The following is a 16,171-nucleotide window of genomic DNA, read 5'->3' as shown; positions in this document are numbered from 1 at the left end:
CTCGCCGGCCGCTTCGCCGAAGCCGGGGGAGGCGCCGATGCGCGGCGCGTGCTAGACTCAATCGTTCGATGTCTTCATTTTCTCGCGCCGGCGGAGCGCTCATGACCGCGACCACCATTCGACTCGAGACGGCGAAGCGCTTGACCGCGCGCCAGGAGCTGGAGCTCACGCGCGCCGCTCATGCGCGCAACGCCGCCTCGCGCGAGCTGCGCCGGCGTCTCGCCTGGCTGCTGAACGCCTGCGATCGGTATTCGGAGACCGTCGCGCTTCTGGCCGGGGCCGCGGACCTCGATTTCGGGGAGGCGATGCTGCGGACCAATGCGTTGCTGGCGCTCGAGACCCATGAGGCGACGCGCGAGGCGATCGTCTCCGCCGATTGCGCTTTCGCGCTCGCCGATGCGGATCGCCGCCGCGCCGCCGCGCTCGCCGACCGGGGAAAGGCCGAGATGCGGCTCGGCGACGTCCGCGCCGAGCGCACGCTCCGAGAGGCGCTGGCCCTCGATCCGCACAACAAGGACGCGTGCAAACGTCTCGCCGCGCTGTGCTTCTCCACGCGGGAGCCCGGCGCGGCCCTGGCGCTGGCCGAGGCTCTCGTCGCGCAGGGCGTCGGTCATTCGCGGGTGCTGGCGGCGCAGGTGCTGGCGCTCGCGCGGCTCGGCCGGATCGAGGAGGCGCGCGAGGCGGAGGCGCGGGAGCGTCTGCAGCTGGTCTCGCGCCTGTCGCCCCCTCCCGGCTGGGCGAGTCGGCAGGCGTTCGACGCGGCGCTCGCCGCCGAGCTCGTCGCCCATCCCGGGCTGCATCTCGAACGTTATGGATCGGCCTCGCATCGGACCTGGCGCATCGACAGCACGATCTCGCATTTCGCGCCGCTGGCGCAGCAGCTTCTCGCCCGCATAGCGACGATCGCCGAGCGCCACGTCGCGACGCTCGCCGCCGCCGTCGATCATGCGATGATCCGCGTCCGCCCGCCCGAGCTGGTCCTGCACAGCTGGTGCGTGATCACCGACGAGGACGGCTACGAAACCTGGCACGTCCATCAGCACGGCTGGCTGAGCGGCGTGTATTATGTCGCGACGCCGCCGGGAATCGCCGAAGCTCGCGACGAACGCGGCCATATCGCCTTCGGCCTTCCGGAGGATCTGGTCGGCGAGGAGGCCGCCCGCGCCTTCGGCTCGGGCCTCGTTCGTCCGGAGCCGGGGCTGATGATGCTGTTCCCCGCCCATTGCTATCACCGCACCTATCCGCATCGCGCCAGCGGCCGCCGCATCTGCGTCGCTTTCGACTTCCGGCCGGCGTGACGGGCGTTGGCGATGCGGCGGCTCTTCGGTTTCGGACAGATCATCGCCAGCGAGGCGCCGGTTCCCGGCGCGCGCGATTGGGTCGGCGATGAAGCGACCGCTCCCGGCGTCGTCATCTTCTGCGACGTCGCGGCGGAGGACGCTTTCGCAGCCCCCGCCGGCTTTTCCCGCGAAGGCGATGCGCTGCGGCTCGCCGTTCCGGGGATCGCGAGCTATCTCTGCTCGGCGTCGGCCATAGAGGTGACGCCGAGCGCTCACGCAAAAACGGAGGAGATCGGCGAGCGGCTCATCGCCGGCGCGCTGCCCGCGTCGCTGTGGATGCAGGGCCGGCTGGTGCTGCACGCCGCGGCGGTCTGCGCGCGGCCGGGCGGGCCGGCGCTGGGAATTCTGGGGCGTTCGGGCGCCGGCAAATCCACTCTGGCGGCGGCGCTGGTCGCGGACGGCGCGGCGCTGCTCGCCGATGACAGCATAGCGATCATTCCAGGTTCCGGCGCGGCGACCGTCTGCGGCCTGCCGGGAGGCCTGTTCCTGCGCGAAGGCTCGCAGGCGCGCCGGTTCCATCCTCTCGCCGCTGATCGCATGATCGACGCGGCGCGCCTCGGCGCGCTGATCGTGCTCGATGACGCCGTTGACGAAGAGCCGATGCGTCTCTCCCAGCGCAAGGCGCTCGAAGTCCTGCTCGCGCATCGTCATCGCCCGAATGCGCCGGCGCTGATGGGGCTGCAGGCAGCCGCGCTTCTCCACAGCGTCGAGGTCGCGCGCTCCGTCCCGGTCTATGCCTGGGGACGGCGCAATGTCATGATGGATCGCGCCGGCAGGGCCGAACGGCTCGCGCGCGCGTCGATCGACGAGAGAATTGAATTATGAGCGAGACGATTTGGCGCCGCGACGATCATTGGGTCGGATCCGAGATCGAGGACAGCCTCGTCATGATCAATGTGAACACCGGCTTCTATGTCGCGCTGAACAGCACCGCCTATGCGGTCTGGAACGCTCTGGACGCTCCGGCGAGCGCATCCGAGATCGCATCGAAGCTGGTCGAGCTCTTCGACGTGCCGCCCGATGAATGTCGCGCGGCCGTCGTGCGCCTGTTGCAGAAAATGCAGACGCTCAATGTCGCGCAGCCGGTCGCGGCCTGACGCCGTCGATCATTCACGGTTGTGGCGACGCCGAGTTTCTAGTACGAATTCGAACCGTCGATAATCATAAAGATCGCGTGTTTATTTGAGGGAGGAGTGAACGTCATGGCGGAACTCTACTTAGGCCAGATCATCCAGGGCGGTTGGAATTTCGCGCCCGCGCACACCGCGCTCTGCAACGGCCAGCTCGTGCCCATCCAGCAGAACTCCGCGCTGTTCGCGCTGCTGGGCACCACCTTCGGCGGCAATGGCGTCAATAATTTCGCTCTGCCGGACCTGCGCGGCCGCACCCCCGTTCATTGGGGCCAGGGTCCGGGATTGTCGAATTACGTGATCGGTCAGCAGGCCGGCGTCGAGACCGAGACGCTGCTGTCGACGAATCTGCCGGCCCATAATCACAGCGCCACCTTCACCTCGACCTCGAGCTTCAATGCGTCGGGCGTCCAGCCCAAGGCCTCGCTGCAGACCCCGGACAATGGAACAGTGCTCGGCCATGCGGTCGACCTCAATCAGACCGGCTCCGCGCCGGCGATCTACTGTCCTGCGGGCACCGCCACGACTATTCCGCTCGGAGGGCTCAATGTCGCCGGCACGGTCACCGTGGGCGCCACCGGCGGCAATGTGCCGATCTCGACGCTGCAGCCCTATCTCGCCATCACCTTTGTCATAACGTTGACTGGTATTTTCCCGTCTCGCAGCTGAGCGCGGGCGGATATAAGCGGGGGGCGGGAGCCGCGGCGCGACGAGTCGGCTCCCGTCCGTCCATTCATGGCCGCGAATATGGAGAGGCTGACCTATGACCGCAACGCCCGAATCAGAGCCTCCGGTCTCCACGCCGGCTTCGACGTCTCGCAAGATTTGGGTGGAGCCTGAAATCGAGGCGCTGGCCATCGAGCAGACCGAGTTTTTGTTCGGAGTGGGCCTCGATGGCAATCCCGGGAACGCCCCCGACTGCACCCAATCCTGACCCGGCTCCCCGGTTGGACAGTCCCCGCCGACATTGCGAGCGGAGCCTAGCAATCCAGTTGTCTGCGTCAGCGAAAATAATGGGCCTCGAGAGCGAGCCTGAAGGCTCACGGTCCGAGCGCCTGGACCGTGAGCCTTCAGGCTCGCTCTTTCAGCCCTGTCAAATCGACTGAATCAGACCATTGGGCTCGAGCGGCAGAGCGCCAGCAGATCGGTCGGCGCCCCCGGGCAGGGGGCCTCGACGAGACGGCGAAAGGATCGATCGAGATAGATGATCGAGCCCGAGAGAATATCTCGATCCGATCGCGGTCCGAACAAGGACGCGCCGACGATGAAGCCGCCGGGAACAGCGATCAGCCCGCGCGTCATTCGCTCGGAAATTTTTATACGCGCGCCATTCGCATCGATGATCTCGCCCGCGAACGACCCGCAATGCCAGATCGACCCGTCCGGCAGGGGCAGAATGTCGTGACAATGACGCCCCGGCAGCGGCTGACGCGAGAGCAGATTGAAATCGCGGTCGAGCCAGGCGAGCTCGCTCGGCTCCTCGGGGAGAACCGGGCCATTGTGCAGCATCAGAGCAATGCGCTCGCCGACCTCGGCGATCGAGTTGATGTGGCGATAGGCGCCGCCGCCGCCCGGCCGCGGCCCCACCTCGATCGGCTGGCGAATATCGTGGAGGCCGCCGTCGAGCCGCAGCCGCACGATCGACTGGCGCGCGGTGTCGACGACGCACAGGAGATCGTCGATCACCGCGATCTGATGACATTGATTGTGCAGCCCCTCGGCGAGCACGACGAAATCGCTGAGCCGGCCGTCGTGCAGATGAAAGCGCAGGATGCGGCCCATGTCGCTCGAGCCGGCGGGATCGTCGCAGGCCTCGAACAGATAGATCGCGTCCTCGTGGCGGGCGACGCCGAAGAAATAGCCCCACAACAGCCGCTTGACGCCCTCCCGTCGTCCGGCGAACAGCCCGAGGCGGGTCGAGATCAGGCAATCATGGCCGGCGACCACGGGATCAGCCACGCGAATCTCGCGTCGGCCATAGGCCGCGCGGGCCAGCGCGTGACGCAATTTCCGCTCGGAGAGGGGTGAGGGCGTCTCAGGGCTCCGAATTTGGGTTAACAAGCAGAGAGTTTCCAGCGTCATGGCCGCGCTTGTCGCGGCCATCCACGCCGCGACGGCTCGCAATATTGGATCATGAGCCGAACATCACCGCCTCTTTTTCCCGCGCGTCGCGATGTCACGGCGTGGATGGCCGCGACAAGCGTGGCCATGACGCTGTTGCTCGGAAGCTGTCAATCCGGATTCGGAACGCTGGAGGGCGTCGGCACGGCGTCGCGATTAAACCAACGCAGGACCGAGTCAAGATCGAGGACATGGATTTGAAGAGCGGATTATACGGCGTCGTCCGCCTCGACGGCGGGCCTGTGGAGGCCGCGGATTGCGCTGCTCTCGGTCTGACGCGCGCGACGGGCTCCTTTGTCGCCGCCGGCGTGGACCGCGTCGATCCTCGCGCCGTGCATCGCGCTGATGCGGGCGGATGCTGCTGCATATTGCTCGGCTATCTCGATGAGCCGCAGGAGCTCGCCGTCCGCCTCGGCCTGCCGGTCGACTCCGGCTTCGCGCTTCTGGCGGCGGCCGCTCATGCGCGCTTCGGCGCCGAGGCGCCCGCGCATATGCTCGGCGAATGGTCCTGCCTCGTCTGGCGCGCCGAGGAGCGGCGTCTCGCGCTGATGACCTCGCGGGCGCTGCGTGATCCGGTGCTCCATGCGCGCAAGGGCGCGAGCGTCGTCCTCGCGCCCTCCATCCATGCGCTGCGCCGCCTTCCCTGGATGCCGAACGACATCGACCCGGAGGGCTTTGCGGCGACCATGGCCCGCCATCGCGCGGTGCGTCCGTTCAACACCCGCAGCCTGCTGCGCGGGGTGGAGGCCCTGCCGCCTGGCGCCTGCGTGACCTTCGATGCGGGTGGGACGCAGCTGCGTCGCATCGGCGCTCCAGTGGCGGCTCCGCCTTTCGCCGGCTCCTTCGCGGACGCGCTCGCCGAGGCCGAGACATTGCTGCGCCAGATCCTGCGCCAGCGTCTCGCGCGTCACGGCGGGCTGGCGGTCATGCTCAGCGGCGGCCTCGATTCCTCGACGCTCGCCGTCGTGGCGGCGGCGGAGCGCGCCGCGGGGCAGAGGCTGACGCTGCTGACCTCGGCGGCGCCCGAGGAAAGCGGCCTGCCCGACGAGACGCCCTTCGCGCGCATCGTCGCCGATCGTCTCGGCCTGCCGCTCACTCTGGTGCGCCCATCGCCTCAGGCGCGGCTGTTCCGGCCGTCGCGCCGCCATTGTCTCGCGCGCAATGATCCGACCCGCGCGACCTGGCATCATTTATACGAAGCCTTTTTCGTAGCGAGCGGCGCCGCCGGCCATGCGGAGCTGATCGACGGCTCGGGCGGCGAATATACATTCACCGCCGCCTTCCCCTTGGCGACGCCGGCCTATCGCTTGCGCCGCGCTCTGCGGCGGCTGCGCGATCATGTCGATCCGCGTCGCGGAGCTCCACACTGGCCCGAGGATGGCTTCAATGTGCGGCTGGCGCCGGGGCTGCTTTCCGGCCTGCCGTCGCATCTCGAGGAGACATGGCGCCGCCCCTGGAGCGCCGAGCCGGCCTTCGATCCGCGCGGCCGCTGGGGCTATTGCCAGGGCGTCGAGAAGCTCGACAACAGCCCGAGCGAGACGATGATCGGCGCCGCGCGAATTGTCCCACCCTTTCGCGACCAGCGGCTGCTGCAGCTCTTCTCGGGCTTTCCAGCGCGCTACTCCAACCATGGCGGCGCATCCCGCGCCCCGGCGCGCGCGCTGCTCGACGGACGGCTTCCCGATTCGATCCGTCTGCGCCGGTCGGGCCTGGCGTTCTGTCCGGATTTCTATCCGCGCCTCGCCGCGGAGGCGCCGGAGGCGCGGACGCGCCTGCTCGCCTTCCGCCGCGCGGGAATCGGCGAATGGCTCGATCTCGACTGGCTCGACCAGCGGCTCGCGCGTCTCGACGCCGAGCCCCGCCCGCCGGTCGCCGAGGCGTTCCGCATTCAGATCACCGCCAATGTCGCCGAATTCCTGCTCGCCTGGAACGAGGGCGCCGACGCTCTGGAGTGAGCTCACGCGCCGAAGATCTCGCTCGGCGCCATACGCACCGCGCGCATGGCGCGGGTCGCGTCGAATTTCGCGCGCGCGGTCTCGACGGCGTAGGTGATCAAGAGCGATCGACGCGGAGCGCCGGCGATGTTGCGCGTCGCGCCATGCAGCACATTCACATCGAGCACGACGATGTCGCCGGCCTCGCCCTCGAGGATGGTGGTGGGCGGGCCATCCTCCTCGCGCAGCGCCAGACCAGCGCCGCGATGCGTGCCGGGCGCGAAGCGCGTCGCTCCGTTGGGCGGCCCGAACGAATCGAGAAAGGCCAGTGCGGAGACGATCTCCACTACTGCGGCCGCCGGCGCGTCGCGGTGCAGCGCCTGTCCGCCGCCGCCGGCGCGCGGCTCGCGCCCTTCGACCTGGACGAGCGCGAAGGGAGCCTGCAAGACATGATGAGCCGCGGCGAGCAGGATCGGCAGACGGCAGGTGGCGGCGACGGCGGGATCGAGATCGAGCATGGAATGGCGCCAGTCGGCGCCGCGCGGGACCGGCCACTCCGACGAGGCGCGCGCCCCCGCCTCGAAGGCGGCGCGCAGCGGCGCGAGCAATGGCGCGGGAATGGCGCCGCGCAGCAGCGCGAAGCCGTCCCGGTCGAGGGCCTCGGCGGCGGTCGCGGCCTCCGATGCAGGATCGTTCATGTCGGCTCCTCGCTTTCTTCTCCACAGGGCCGAACGTCGAGGCCGATGGCGATGCGCAGCGCCTCGCTGCGCGTCGGAACGACGTCGTGGAACATATGGGAGGGGAAGACGACGAGCGTCCCCGGCTCGGGCGCGACATGGCGGACGCTCCACGCCGGCCGGTGGCCGCCCGTCAGCCTCTCGCATTGGCCGAGCGCGAGACGGCCGCGCAGATCAGAGCCCGCGAGGACGCTCGAGGGCGCCTCGACGTAATAGACGCCGGACACATAGCCGCCCGGATGGACATGCTCGCCATTGCGGCCCGCGCCGCGCAGGAAGACGACCACTTCCTCGATGCGTCCCGCCGCGGGCGCCGGCCCGTGAAGGCCGAGCGCCGGCATTGCGGCGATATAGCCGTCGAAGGAGCGGCGAAAGAACTCGCGCAGCGCCAGCAGGAGCGGATCGCGCCTTTGCGGAAGGCCGCCGTCGATCACGCAATCGGGCCGCGGCGTCGGCGTCTGGCCCATATTCGCCAGCAAAAAGGCGGCGAGGCGCCTGTTGAACAGATCGACGGCGCCGAGCGCCGCCGGCGGCACGAAGCGGAAGAGCATGACATGACGATCGGGGTCGATCAGGGCGCGCGCCTCCTGCGTCCGGCCGAGCCGGCTATAGGCGAGCGCCCGGAAGGCGAGGCGCTGAGCGTCGAAGCGCCGCGTCGCCGGCAGCGCCGCGCAAAATGCCAGCAGCGGCTCGGCGTCGGAGGCGTGGCTGAGGAGGCGCAGCGCCGCCTCCAGCGCCAATGCGTCGGCGTCGTCCTCGGCGAAGGCGCGCGCATATTCTCTCAGCGCGTCCTCGGGCCGCCCGAGCGCCTCCAGCGCTCCGCCGCGCGCCCGCGCGACGCCGCGCCCCTGCGCCCGCTCGCAGATGTCGAGCGCCGCCGCCGGCTCGCCGATCGCGAGATGGCATTGCGCCAGCCGCCCCCATGAGGTGAAGCCGCTCGGCTCCGCCGCCGCGCTCGCGCGCAAGGCGGCGATGGCCTCGCCATGCCGACCCTCGTCCATCAGCGCCGCGCCGAGCCGCTCGCGCAGCGCCGGCCGGTCGGCCGCGGCGTCGACGGCGGCGCGCAGGACCTTTGTCGCCGCGCGTCGCGAAATGCGACGCGCTTTCGGGGGCTCGATCTCCATCCACTGCATGGCGCGGCCCTGGACCGCGAGCCTTCAGGCTCGCTCTTGGACATATCGCATTGGGAGCTCCCGCCCACCAATGGGGGCGGGCTCGACATCCGCGACGATGGCGATGCGCCATTCGCTGCAGCGCGTCGGAACGACGTCATGGAACATATGGGCGGGGAACACGACGAACATTCCGGGCTCGGGCGCGATGTAGCGGGCGCCCCAGACCGGCTCATGGCCGCCGGCGGTCTCATGGCACCGGCCCACGGCGAGCCGGCCGCGCCGCTCGACATTTGTCCGGATCGCCTGCGGCGTGTGGACATAATAGACGCCCGTCAAATAACGGCCGCGATGAACATGCTCGCCATTGCGCGCCTCGTTGCGCAGAAAAGTGGCCCCGTCGGCGATGTCGCCCGCAACCGGCGGCGGCATCAGCCGATCGAGGCCGAGCGCCGGCAGAGCGGCGATATAGGCGTCGAACGACTGGCGGAAGAAGGCGCGCAATTCCTGCAGCAGCGGGGCGCGCATATGTCTCAGCGCGTAATCATGCACGCAATCGCGGCGCGGCGTCGGCGTCGCTCCGGTGTTGGCCAGCAGCCAGCCGGCCAGCCGCGCGTTGAACGCGTCGACGCCGCCGCTCTCGCAGGCCGGATCGAAGCGGAAGGACATCACATGACGCTCGGGATCGATCAGCGCCGACGCCTCCTCCCGCCGGCCCAGCCGGCTGCAGGCGAGCGCGCGGAACGCCCTTTTCTGCACGTCGAAGCGCGCCGTCGCGGGCAGGGCGTCGCAGAAGGCGAGCAGCGGCGCGGCGTCCGCCGCGCGGCAGAGGAGGCGCAGAACAGCGTCCAGCGCGATCGCGTCGGTCTCGTCCTCGCCGAAGGCGCGGCGATAGCTTTCCAGCGCTTCGTCCCGCCGGCCCAGCGCCTCCAGCGCGGCGCCGCGCGCCCGCGCCACCCGGGCGCCATGGCCGCCGGCCCTGTCGCAGATCGCCAGCGCCGTCGCCGGCTCGCCAATCTCGTTATGGCATTGCGCCAGCCGTCCCCAGGATGTGAACCGCGCGGGATCGGCCTTTGCCCGCGCGTCGAAGGCGGCGATGGCCTCGCGATGGCCGCCCTCGTCCATGAGCGCGGCGCCGAGCCGCTCGAGCAGAGGGAGCGGATCGGGCGCCGTCGCCACGGCGGCGCGCAGCACCTTGGTCGCGGTCGCTCGCGAGATCCGCTTCGTCTCCGGGCGCTCGACCTCGACCCATCGCATGCGCCGACCTTTCGTCTGCCGCGTCACGCCGCGCAGGGCGATCGAGCGAAGGACAAAATCCCCAACCCTCGTCCTGAGGAGCCGCCGCAGGCGGCGTCTCGAAGGACGGCCGCTGGGCGAAATCTAAGGTCTCTACCCTTTGCCGTCCTTCGAGACGCCCGCTTCGCGGGCTCCTCAGGACGAGGGTCGGGGATCGTTATCCTCCGCTCAATTCCCCTCGATCGAACGGCCCGTTCGGCGGATCAGTTGAACACGGCCTGATAGTAATGACCGGGCGCGTCGAAGCCGAGCGACGCCATCTGCTCGATATAGATGGCGTCGGGTCCCCATTCGCCGCAACGCATTGCGTAGACGCCGGGGAGCAGCAGCACCTCCGGCGCGCTGCGGAAAACGAGGTGGAACGGCGGACGCGCCGTCAGCCCGTGATTGGTCAAGGGCTTCGCGCTCACCAGCTCGAGCGCGGCGGGGCTGGGATTGCAGTCGGCGAGAAGAATCTGACCGATCATGGGGACGAATTCGTCCAATGTCATCGGTCGTGGCGCAATATCATGTATCGACATGAATGTGATTCTAGCCTCTCGGAAAAGTCGCGACAAGCCATGACCAACGACTCCGAGACCAAAGACTCGCTGCTCGACCCGGCCGCCGCCGCGGCGGCTTTCGACGGCTTCGTCGCGACGCGGGCGCCATGGCTCACCGTGCGGCCAGAGGCGCCGGAGGACGCGCCCTTCCTGCGCGCTCTGTTCCTCGCCGATCATCCGCTCGCCGCCCTGCTGCCGCCCGTAATGCTCGAGCAGCAGGCCGATATTCGCATGGCGGCGTTCCGTGACGGCCATCCCGGGGCGATGCGGCGCATCTTCGAGTCCGGCGCTGCGCCGATCGGGCGCGTCATCATCGATTGGAGCGCGCCGGACGGCAGCCTCTGCGTCGATCTCGCGGTCGCGCCCGCTCATCGCCGCCGCGGCGTCGCCGGCGCGGCGCTGGAGGCGTGGAAAGCGGCGGCCGACGCGCGCGGCCTGCGCTGCGCTCTCACCGTGCTCGCCGATAATCCGGCGCGCGCGCTCTATGCGCGTCACGGTTTCGTCGAAGCGCCGGGCCAGGAGGGCGAAGCGGGGGTCCGCATGATCCGCGCCGCGCCGGCCGAGCGCGAGCAGGGGCTTCCTTCGATTGATTCGCGTTGCTAAGCTTTCGGGCGCCGACTCGAAAGGAGCCGCCTTGCTCGCCGATCTCGCCTATGGCCTCGTCTCCTTCGCCGCCTATTTCCTCGGCTGCCTCGCTTATTGCGCGGCCTATTGCGTCGTCTACACGCGGCTCACCGCGCATGACGAATATGCGCTCATCGTCGAGCAGCACAACGCTTCCGCGGCCATCGCCTTCGGCTCCAGCCTCATCGGCTTCGCCATCGCGCTGGCCGGCGCGGTTCACAACACCACATCGGCGACCGAGTTCATCGTCTGGGGCTTCGTCGCCTTCGCGACGCAGCTCGTCGCTTATCTGCTCGCGCGCCTCGCGCATCCCGGCCTCTCCGCGGCGATCGAGCAGAACGCCATCGCCGCCGCTGTCTGGCTCGGCGCCGTCTCTCTTTCGGCCGGCGTGCTCAGCGCCGCCTGCATGAGTCCGTGAGATGGGACCCAAGGAGTTCGGCCGTCGCGGCGTCGCGGCGCCGCCCGTCGTCACCAATGCGCCGCAGGGCCTGCCCGGCGTCCTCGCGCTGTCGCCGGCGCGCAAGCGCTCGCTCGCCATTGCGCTGGTCGCGCTCGGCGCCGGCTCGCTCGGCGGCTTCGCCGCCTATGAAGCCGCCGCGCCGTCCGATTGTCCGCGCGAGGGCGATCCGCCGCAGGGAGAATGCGCGCATAAGAGCGGCGGCGGACATGGCGGCTCCTCCTCCCGCAGCGGCTGGTTCTTCGGCGGCTCGGGCGGGCATGACTCGTCCGGCTCGTCGCATACGGGCGGTTCATCGAGCATCCGTTCCTTCTTCGGCGGCTTCGGCCATATGGGCTTCGGCCACGGCGGCGGCTCGTGAAGCGGCGCGCCTTCGCGCCGCGCCCCGATTTCGCCGAGCACGCCGCGCGCATCGGCTTTCACTTCGCCCATATCGACGGCGCGCCCTATTGGGACGAGAGCGCCGCTTATATTTTCTCGATGCGCGAGATCGAGGATGATCTCGAGCAGGCGACCTCCGATGTGTCGGCGCTGTGCGACGAGGTGATCGCGCGCGTCGTCGCCAGCGAGGAGCTGCTCGAGAGACTGCGCATTCCGCGTCACGCCTGGAGCCTCATCGCCGAGACCCATGCGCGACGCGAACCGTCGCTCTATGGGCGTTTCGATTTCGCCTATGACGGCAAGGGTCCACCGAAGCTGCTCGAATATAACGCCGACACGCCGACGAGCCTCTATGAATCGGCGGTGGCGCAATGGCATTGGCTGGAACAGATGATCGCGCGCGGGCGTTTGCCCGGCGACGCCGATCAGTTCAACTCGCTGCATGAGCGGCTGATCGCGCGCTGGCGCGAGATTGCCAATGGCGCCTTCGTGCATCTCGCCTGCATGAGCGCCAGCGTCGAGGACGCCGGCACGCTGCGCTATCTCGCCGATTGCGCGATGCAGGCCGGCTCGCAGACGGCGCTGCTCGACATGGGCGACATCGGCCTGCGCGGCGATGTCTTCATCGATCGCTCGGGACGGCGCATCGAAGGCCTGTTCAAGCTCTATCCATGGGAATGGATGTTCGCCGATGCATTCGGCTCCTCGCCGGCGATGCGCGCCACGCATTTTCTCGAGCCGCCGTGGAAAGCGGTCGCTTCCAACAAGGGCTTTCTCGCGCTGCTGTGGGATGCGGCGCCGGGCCATCCAAATCTTCTGCCCTGCTTCTTCGAGTGTGATGGGCGCGCGGCGGAGCTGCGCCGCTATGCGCGCAAGCCGCTCTATTCGCGCGAAGGCGCCAATATCGCGCTCGTCGACGGCGACGCGCGCCTCGCAGAAACGGGCGGGACCTATGGCGCCGAAGGCCATGTGCGCCAGGAGCTGCATCTGCTGCCCGATTTCGACGGCAAGCGTCCGGTGCTCGGCTGCTGGCTCGTCGGCGACGCGCCGGCGGGCCTCGGCGTGCGCGAGGATGCAGCGCTCGTCACCTCCGATCGCTCGCGCTTTTTGCCGCACGCCATCATCGATTGACGCGCCTTCGGGCGAGGCGTACCTTCTTCTTTGTAATAAGAATAAGCTAAGGGAGAACGACCATGCCCGACGTCACTTTCTCCACTCCGCTCCTCCACAAGAATGTCACCGTCTATGCGGTCGCCGGCGACACGCACACGATCCTCGCCGTCGCCGAGGCGAACAAGATTCCCATTCCGCATGATTGCAAGGACGGCGAATGCGGCTCCTGCCTCATCGAGGTCATGCCGCTCGACGACAAGACCATGGGCGCCATGCTCACCGAGAAGGAGAAGGCGCAGCTCAAATCCATGGGCAAGATCAGCAATGACGAGATCAGACGCGCCGAGGTCGACGACATTCCGCCGAAATATCGGCTCGCCTGCCAATATGTGGTGCGCGACCAGGATATTCTGGTGACATTCACCGGCGAGCCCGGCGGCGCGAGCTGAGCGTCGTCGCCGCGCTCCTCGCAATGACGGCGCCCCAATCGTTGCGGCTTCTCGTGGCGCGGCGCCGAGAAATCTACCGATCGCCGTCGCTTTGCGAGCATTGCTCCGCGGCGTGATGTGGTTGGCCCGGACAAGCCCACGGCTGTCCGGGCCAAAAATTGCAAAAATTGGTTGTACAAGCGCATCGACTCTAATCCGGTCTCGAGTTTGGCGACTCGTCGGTCAACGTCATGCGCCACAAAAATACAGTTTTCCACGATCTGCTCGAACTGGTCCCCTTGAACGCTTTCGATATTCCGGTCGCGCAGGATGGCGTTGACGACCTCGTTCGCAGCTGCACGACAGTCGATTTGACCGGGCCGAAAGGGCGAGCCTGAAGGCTCGCGGTCCAGGGTCGCGCTCGGATCGCGAGCGTCAGAGGTTCACCCTCGGTCTCATCGCCCCGCTGGTCGAAACCCAGAATCGCCCTAATGCTCTGTTCATGATCCGAGTTGGTAAGAGTTTCGCGCGAAGAGGTCGGCGCGCGGGGCGCGCCGGCTCGAACGCCTCGACATCGAACTTTTTCCAGCGCCCGGAGACGGCTCATGTGTGGAATTGTCGGCATTCTGGGGCGCGAGCCCGTCGCGCCCGCGCTCGTCGAGGCGCTGAAGCGGCTCGAATATCGCGGCTATGATTCGGCGGGACTCGCCACGCTGGAGAAGGGCCGGCTCACGCGGGTGCGGGCCAGCGGCAAGCTGCGCAATCTCGAGGACAAGCTCGCCGCCGCGCCGCTCTCCGGCCTCGTCGGCATCGCTCATACGCGCTGGGCGACGCATGGCCGCCCCACCGAAGCCAACGCGCATCCGCATGCGAGCGCCGGCCTCGCCGTGGTGCATAATGGCATCATCGAGAATTTCCGCGAGCTGCGCGAGGAGCTTTCCGCCAAAGGCCATGTCTTCGCCACCGAGACGGATTCGGAGGCGGTCGCCCATCTCGTCGCCGAGGAGCGGCGCTCCGGCGCCGGCCCGCGCGAGGCCGTGGCCAGCGCGCTGACGCGGCTCCACGGCGCCTTCGCGCTCGCCTTTCTCTTCGATGGTGAGGAGGATCTCTTGATCGGCGCCCGCCGCGGCGCGCCGCTCGCCGCCGGCTGGGGGCGCGACGGCGTCTATCTCGGCTCGGACGCGCTGGCGCTCGCGCCTTTCGCGCATACGATCGCCTATCTCGAGGAGGGCGACCATGTCGTGCTGACGCGCGACAAGATCACCTTCTATGACGCCGCCGGCCGCGAGACCGAGCGGCGCCGGCAGCCGCTGCAGGCGGGCGCCTTTCTCGTCGACAAGGGCAATCACCGCCATTTCATGGCCAAGGAGATCGCCGAGCAACCCGAGGTGGTCGGCCGCACGCTCTCGCATTATCTCGACCTCGCCGCCGGCAAGGTGCGCCTCCCCTTCGATCTCCCCTTCGATGCGGAGAAGCTGTCTCGCGTCACCATTTCCGCCTGCGGCACCGCTTATTACGCCGGGCTCATCGGCCGCTATTGGATCGAGCGCCATGCGCGGCTCGCGGTGGAGATCGACATCGCCTCGGAGTTCCGCTATCGCGAGGCGCCCTTGCCCGCCCATGGGCTGACGATCCTCGTCTCGCAATCGGGCGAGACCGCCGACACTCTGGCGGCGCTGCGCTACGCCAAGGCGCAGGGCCAGCACATTCTCTCCATCGTCAATGTCGAGACCTCGACCATCGCGCGCGAGAGCGACACGGCGGCTTTGACTTTGGCGGGCCCGGAAATCGGCGTCGCCTCGACCAAGGCCTTCACCTGCCAGCTCGCCGTCTTCGCCGCGCTCGCCATCGCGCTCGGCCGCGCCCGCGGCGTGCTGAGCGAAGAAGACGAGCAGCGCCTCGTGCGCGAGCTCGCCGCGACCCCGGGTCAGATGGCCGCGGCGCTCGCCCGCGAGGCTGAGATCGAGCCGGTGGCGCGCGATGTGGCGCGCGCGTCGAGCGTGCTCTATCTCGGCCGCGGCGCGGCCTATCCGCTGGCGCTGGAAGGCGCGCTCAAGCTGAAGGAATTGTCCTATATTCATGCGGAAGGCTACGCCGCCGGCGAGCTGAAGCACGGGCCGATCGCGCTCATCGATTATGCGATGCCGGTGATCGTGCTGGCGCCGCCGGACGCGACCTTGGAGAAGACCGTCTCCAATCTCCAGGAGGTCGCCGCGCGCGGGGGCCATCTCATTCTCATCGGCTCTGCGGCGGCGCGCGCGGCGGCGGCCTCGGAGCTCGCCGGCTTCATCGAGCTGCCCGAGATATCGAGCGCCTTCGCGCCGCTCGTCTACGCCATCCCGGTGCAGCTGCTCGCCTATCATGCTGCGGTGTTCATGGGGAAGGACGTCGACCAGCCGCGCAATCTCGCCAAGAGCGTGACGGTGGAGTGAGGCGCTTCCGCTGGGCCGGCATTTGTCGTAACGTATGGAAGCCAACGGAAGCTCGGGCCGTCATTGCGAGCGGAGCGAAGCAATCCAGAGCCGCGGGGCGGCGCCTTTGTTGCTTCGTCGTCACGCTCCTCGCAATGACGCCGGCCCGGTTGTTGCGAGGCCTGCCATGCCGATCACGACCCAGTCGATCCATGAGTTCAATCAGGACACCAGCCGAGCCAAGAGGGCCGTGGCGCGCGGACCCGTCTCCATCACCGATCGCGAGGCGACCCACGGTCGGATGACGCTCGCGGAAGCGTTGGCGCAGCCGGAGGCTCCTGATTTCAATTTTGCGCCGCCGCGTGCAGAGGGATTGTTTCGCAAGCCCGATCTGCTCTGATGTTCGTTCTCGACGCCAATGTCGTCTCGGAGCTTCGCCGTCCGGAAAAAGCAAATAGTTCTACTGCGTCATGAGAATCCGTAACGATCGGGGCGGCGTCATTGCGAGGAGCGAAGCGACGTTGTAATCCAGAGCCCTCCCCGTG

18 protein-coding genes are annotated in these 16,171 nt (G+C 68.4%); 13 read left to right on the top strand and 5 right to left on the bottom strand.

The features are described 5' to 3' along the window. Positions 1-101: 101 nt before the first annotated feature. The 5 genes from CQW49_RS06685 to CQW49_RS24430 all read left to right on the top strand — a co-directional run bounded on the left by CQW49_RS06685 (position 102) and on the right by CQW49_RS24430 (position 3,404). Positions 102-1,298 (top strand): putative 2OG-Fe(II) oxygenase, encoded by a 1,197-nt coding sequence (locus tag CQW49_RS06685; protein ID WP_003611322.1) that lies wholly within the window; start codon positions 102-104, stop codon positions 1,296-1,298. A 12-nt stretch (positions 1,299-1,310) separates the two neighbouring features. Continuing rightward, positions 1,311-2,165 (top strand): hypothetical protein, encoded by an 855-nt coding sequence (locus CQW49_RS06680; protein ID WP_003611323.1) that lies wholly within the window; start codon positions 1,311-1,313, stop codon positions 2,163-2,165. After that, complete coding sequence (locus tag CQW49_RS06675; protein ID WP_003611324.1) at positions 2,162-2,437, top strand: PqqD family protein; 276 nt, start codon at positions 2,162-2,164, stop codon at positions 2,435-2,437. Before CQW49_RS06680 ends, CQW49_RS06675 begins: the two co-directional genes overlap by 4 nt. Before the next feature lie 105 nt (positions 2,438-2,542). Next, positions 2,543-3,139: a phage tail protein gene (locus CQW49_RS06670; protein WP_003611325.1), complete on the top strand. Its 597-nt coding sequence runs from the start codon at positions 2,543-2,545 to the stop codon at positions 3,137-3,139. A 94-nt stretch (positions 3,140-3,233) separates the two neighbouring features. After that, positions 3,234-3,404: a hypothetical protein gene (locus CQW49_RS24430; protein ID WP_003611326.1), complete on the top strand. Its 171-nt coding sequence runs from the start codon at positions 3,234-3,236 to the stop codon at positions 3,402-3,404. A gap of 173 nt (positions 3,405-3,577) precedes the next feature. Here CQW49_RS24430 and CQW49_RS06665 read toward each other — a convergent pair whose 3' ends face one another. Next, a complete protein-coding gene (locus CQW49_RS06665; protein WP_155931305.1) occupies positions 3,578-4,429 on the bottom strand; it encodes a hypothetical protein in 852 nt (283 codons plus the stop codon). Positions 4,430-4,782: 353 nt separating this feature from the next. On the opposite strand from CQW49_RS06665, the gene CQW49_RS06660 reads away from it, so the two are divergent. Then, a complete protein-coding gene (locus tag CQW49_RS06660) occupies positions 4,783-6,546 on the top strand; it encodes an asparagine synthase-related protein (protein ID WP_024749925.1) in 1,764 nt (587 codons plus the stop codon). A 2-nt stretch (positions 6,547-6,548) separates the two neighbouring features. Here CQW49_RS06660 and CQW49_RS06655 read toward each other — a convergent pair whose 3' ends face one another. The 4 genes from CQW49_RS06655 to CQW49_RS24425 form a co-directional block, all read right to left on the bottom strand. Continuing rightward, positions 6,549-7,223 (bottom strand): phytanoyl-CoA dioxygenase family protein, encoded by a 675-nt coding sequence (locus CQW49_RS06655; RefSeq protein ID WP_003611330.1) that lies wholly within the window; start codon positions 7,221-7,223, stop codon positions 6,549-6,551. Further along, complete coding sequence (locus tag CQW49_RS06650; RefSeq protein ID WP_003611331.1) at positions 7,220-8,395, bottom strand: putative 2OG-Fe(II) oxygenase; 1,176 nt, start codon at positions 8,393-8,395, stop codon at positions 7,220-7,222. The genes CQW49_RS06655 and CQW49_RS06650 overlap by 4 nt, the downstream gene beginning before the upstream one ends. 24 nt (positions 8,396-8,419) lie before the next feature. After that, positions 8,420-9,631, bottom strand: coding sequence for a putative 2OG-Fe(II) oxygenase (locus CQW49_RS06645; protein ID WP_003611332.1), 1,212 nt, complete (start codon positions 9,629-9,631; stop codon positions 8,420-8,422). Positions 9,632-9,873: 242 nt separating this feature from the next. Next, on the bottom strand, positions 9,874-10,137 hold the full coding sequence (locus tag CQW49_RS24425; protein ID WP_197507798.1) for a DUF6916 family protein: 264 nt from the start codon (positions 10,135-10,137) through the stop codon (positions 9,874-9,876). Between the two features lie 93 nt (positions 10,138-10,230). Between CQW49_RS24425 and CQW49_RS24420 the strand changes: the two genes are divergently transcribed. The 7 genes from CQW49_RS24420 to CQW49_RS06610 all read left to right on the top strand — a co-directional run bounded on the left by CQW49_RS24420 (position 10,231) and on the right by CQW49_RS06610 (position 16,026). Beyond that, positions 10,231-10,815 carry a GNAT family N-acetyltransferase gene (locus CQW49_RS24420; protein ID WP_003611334.1) on the top strand — a complete coding sequence of 195 codons (585 nt, stop codon included), beginning with the start codon at positions 10,231-10,233 and terminating at the stop codon, positions 10,813-10,815. A gap of 31 nt (positions 10,816-10,846) precedes the next feature. Next, entirely contained in the window at positions 10,847-11,254 is a 408-nt protein-coding gene (locus CQW49_RS06635) for a DUF350 domain-containing protein (protein ID WP_003611336.1), read from the top strand. Position 11,255: 1 nt separating this feature from the next. Next, entirely contained in the window at positions 11,256-11,654 is a 399-nt protein-coding gene (locus CQW49_RS06630; protein WP_003611338.1) for a hypothetical protein, read from the top strand. Then, positions 11,651-12,805 (top strand): glutathionylspermidine synthase family protein, encoded by a 1,155-nt coding sequence (locus tag CQW49_RS06625; RefSeq protein WP_003611340.1) that lies wholly within the window; start codon positions 11,651-11,653, stop codon positions 12,803-12,805. Before CQW49_RS06630 ends, CQW49_RS06625 begins: the two co-directional genes overlap by 4 nt. Positions 12,806-12,867: 62 nt before the next feature. Continuing rightward, the gene (locus tag CQW49_RS06620) at positions 12,868-13,236 is read left to right on the top strand and encodes a 2Fe-2S iron-sulfur cluster-binding protein (RefSeq protein WP_003611342.1); all 369 of its coding nucleotides are present in this window, start codon (positions 12,868-12,870) and stop codon (positions 13,234-13,236) included. 584 nt (positions 13,237-13,820) lie between these two features. Beyond that, entirely contained in the window at positions 13,821-15,647 is a 1,827-nt protein-coding gene (glmS, locus tag CQW49_RS06615) for a glutamine--fructose-6-phosphate transaminase (isomerizing) (RefSeq protein ID WP_003611344.1), read from the top strand. A gap of 166 nt (positions 15,648-15,813) precedes the next feature. Continuing rightward, positions 15,814-16,026, top strand: a complete 213-nt coding sequence (locus tag CQW49_RS06610; RefSeq protein ID WP_003611346.1) for a hypothetical protein — start codon at positions 15,814-15,816, stop codon at positions 16,024-16,026. The last annotated feature ends 145 nt before the right edge of the window (positions 16,027-16,171 follow it).

The sequence above is a fragment of the Methylosinus trichosporium OB3b genome, from assembly GCF_002752655.1.
Lineage (GTDB): Bacteria > Pseudomonadota > Alphaproteobacteria > Rhizobiales > Beijerinckiaceae > Methylosinus > Methylosinus trichosporium.
Note: the sequence above shows the minus strand (reverse complement) of the source record. Positions and strands in the feature narration are given on the sequence as shown.

Coding starts and splice junctions, on each gene's coding strand:
- CQW49_RS06685 (WP_003611322.1), top strand. CDS start 102: ATGACCGCGACCACCATTCGACTCGAGACGGCGAAGCGCTTGACCGCG.
- CQW49_RS06680 (WP_003611323.1), top strand. CDS start 1,311: ATGCGGCGGCTCTTCGGTTTCGGACAGATCATCGCCAGCGAGGCGCCG.
- CQW49_RS06675 (WP_003611324.1), top strand. CDS start 2,162: ATGAGCGAGACGATTTGGCGCCGCGACGATCATTGGGTCGGATCCGAG.
- CQW49_RS06670 (WP_003611325.1), top strand. CDS start 2,543: ATGGCGGAACTCTACTTAGGCCAGATCATCCAGGGCGGTTGGAATTTC.
- CQW49_RS24430 (WP_003611326.1), top strand. CDS start 3,234: ATGACCGCAACGCCCGAATCAGAGCCTCCGGTCTCCACGCCGGCTTCG.
- CQW49_RS06660 (WP_024749925.1), top strand. CDS start 4,783: ATGGATTTGAAGAGCGGATTATACGGCGTCGTCCGCCTCGACGGCGGG.
- CQW49_RS06655 (WP_003611330.1), bottom strand. CDS start 7,223: ATGAACGATCCTGCATCGGAGGCCGCGACCGCCGCCGAGGCCCTCGAC.
- CQW49_RS06650 (WP_003611331.1), bottom strand. CDS start 8,395: ATGCAGTGGATGGAGATCGAGCCCCCGAAAGCGCGTCGCATTTCGCGA.
- CQW49_RS06645 (WP_003611332.1), bottom strand. CDS start 9,631: ATGCGATGGGTCGAGGTCGAGCGCCCGGAGACGAAGCGGATCTCGCGA.
- CQW49_RS24425 (WP_197507798.1), bottom strand. CDS start 10,137: ATGATCGGTCAGATTCTTCTCGCCGACTGCAATCCCAGCCCCGCCGCG.
- CQW49_RS24420 (WP_003611334.1), top strand. CDS start 10,231: ATGACCAACGACTCCGAGACCAAAGACTCGCTGCTCGACCCGGCCGCC.
- CQW49_RS06630 (WP_003611338.1), top strand. CDS start 11,256: ATGGGACCCAAGGAGTTCGGCCGTCGCGGCGTCGCGGCGCCGCCCGTC.
- CQW49_RS06620 (WP_003611342.1), top strand. CDS start 12,868: ATGCCCGACGTCACTTTCTCCACTCCGCTCCTCCACAAGAATGTCACC.
- glmS (WP_003611344.1), top strand. CDS start 13,821: ATGTGTGGAATTGTCGGCATTCTGGGGCGCGAGCCCGTCGCGCCCGCG.
- CQW49_RS06610 (WP_003611346.1), top strand. CDS start 15,814: ATGCCGATCACGACCCAGTCGATCCATGAGTTCAATCAGGACACCAGC.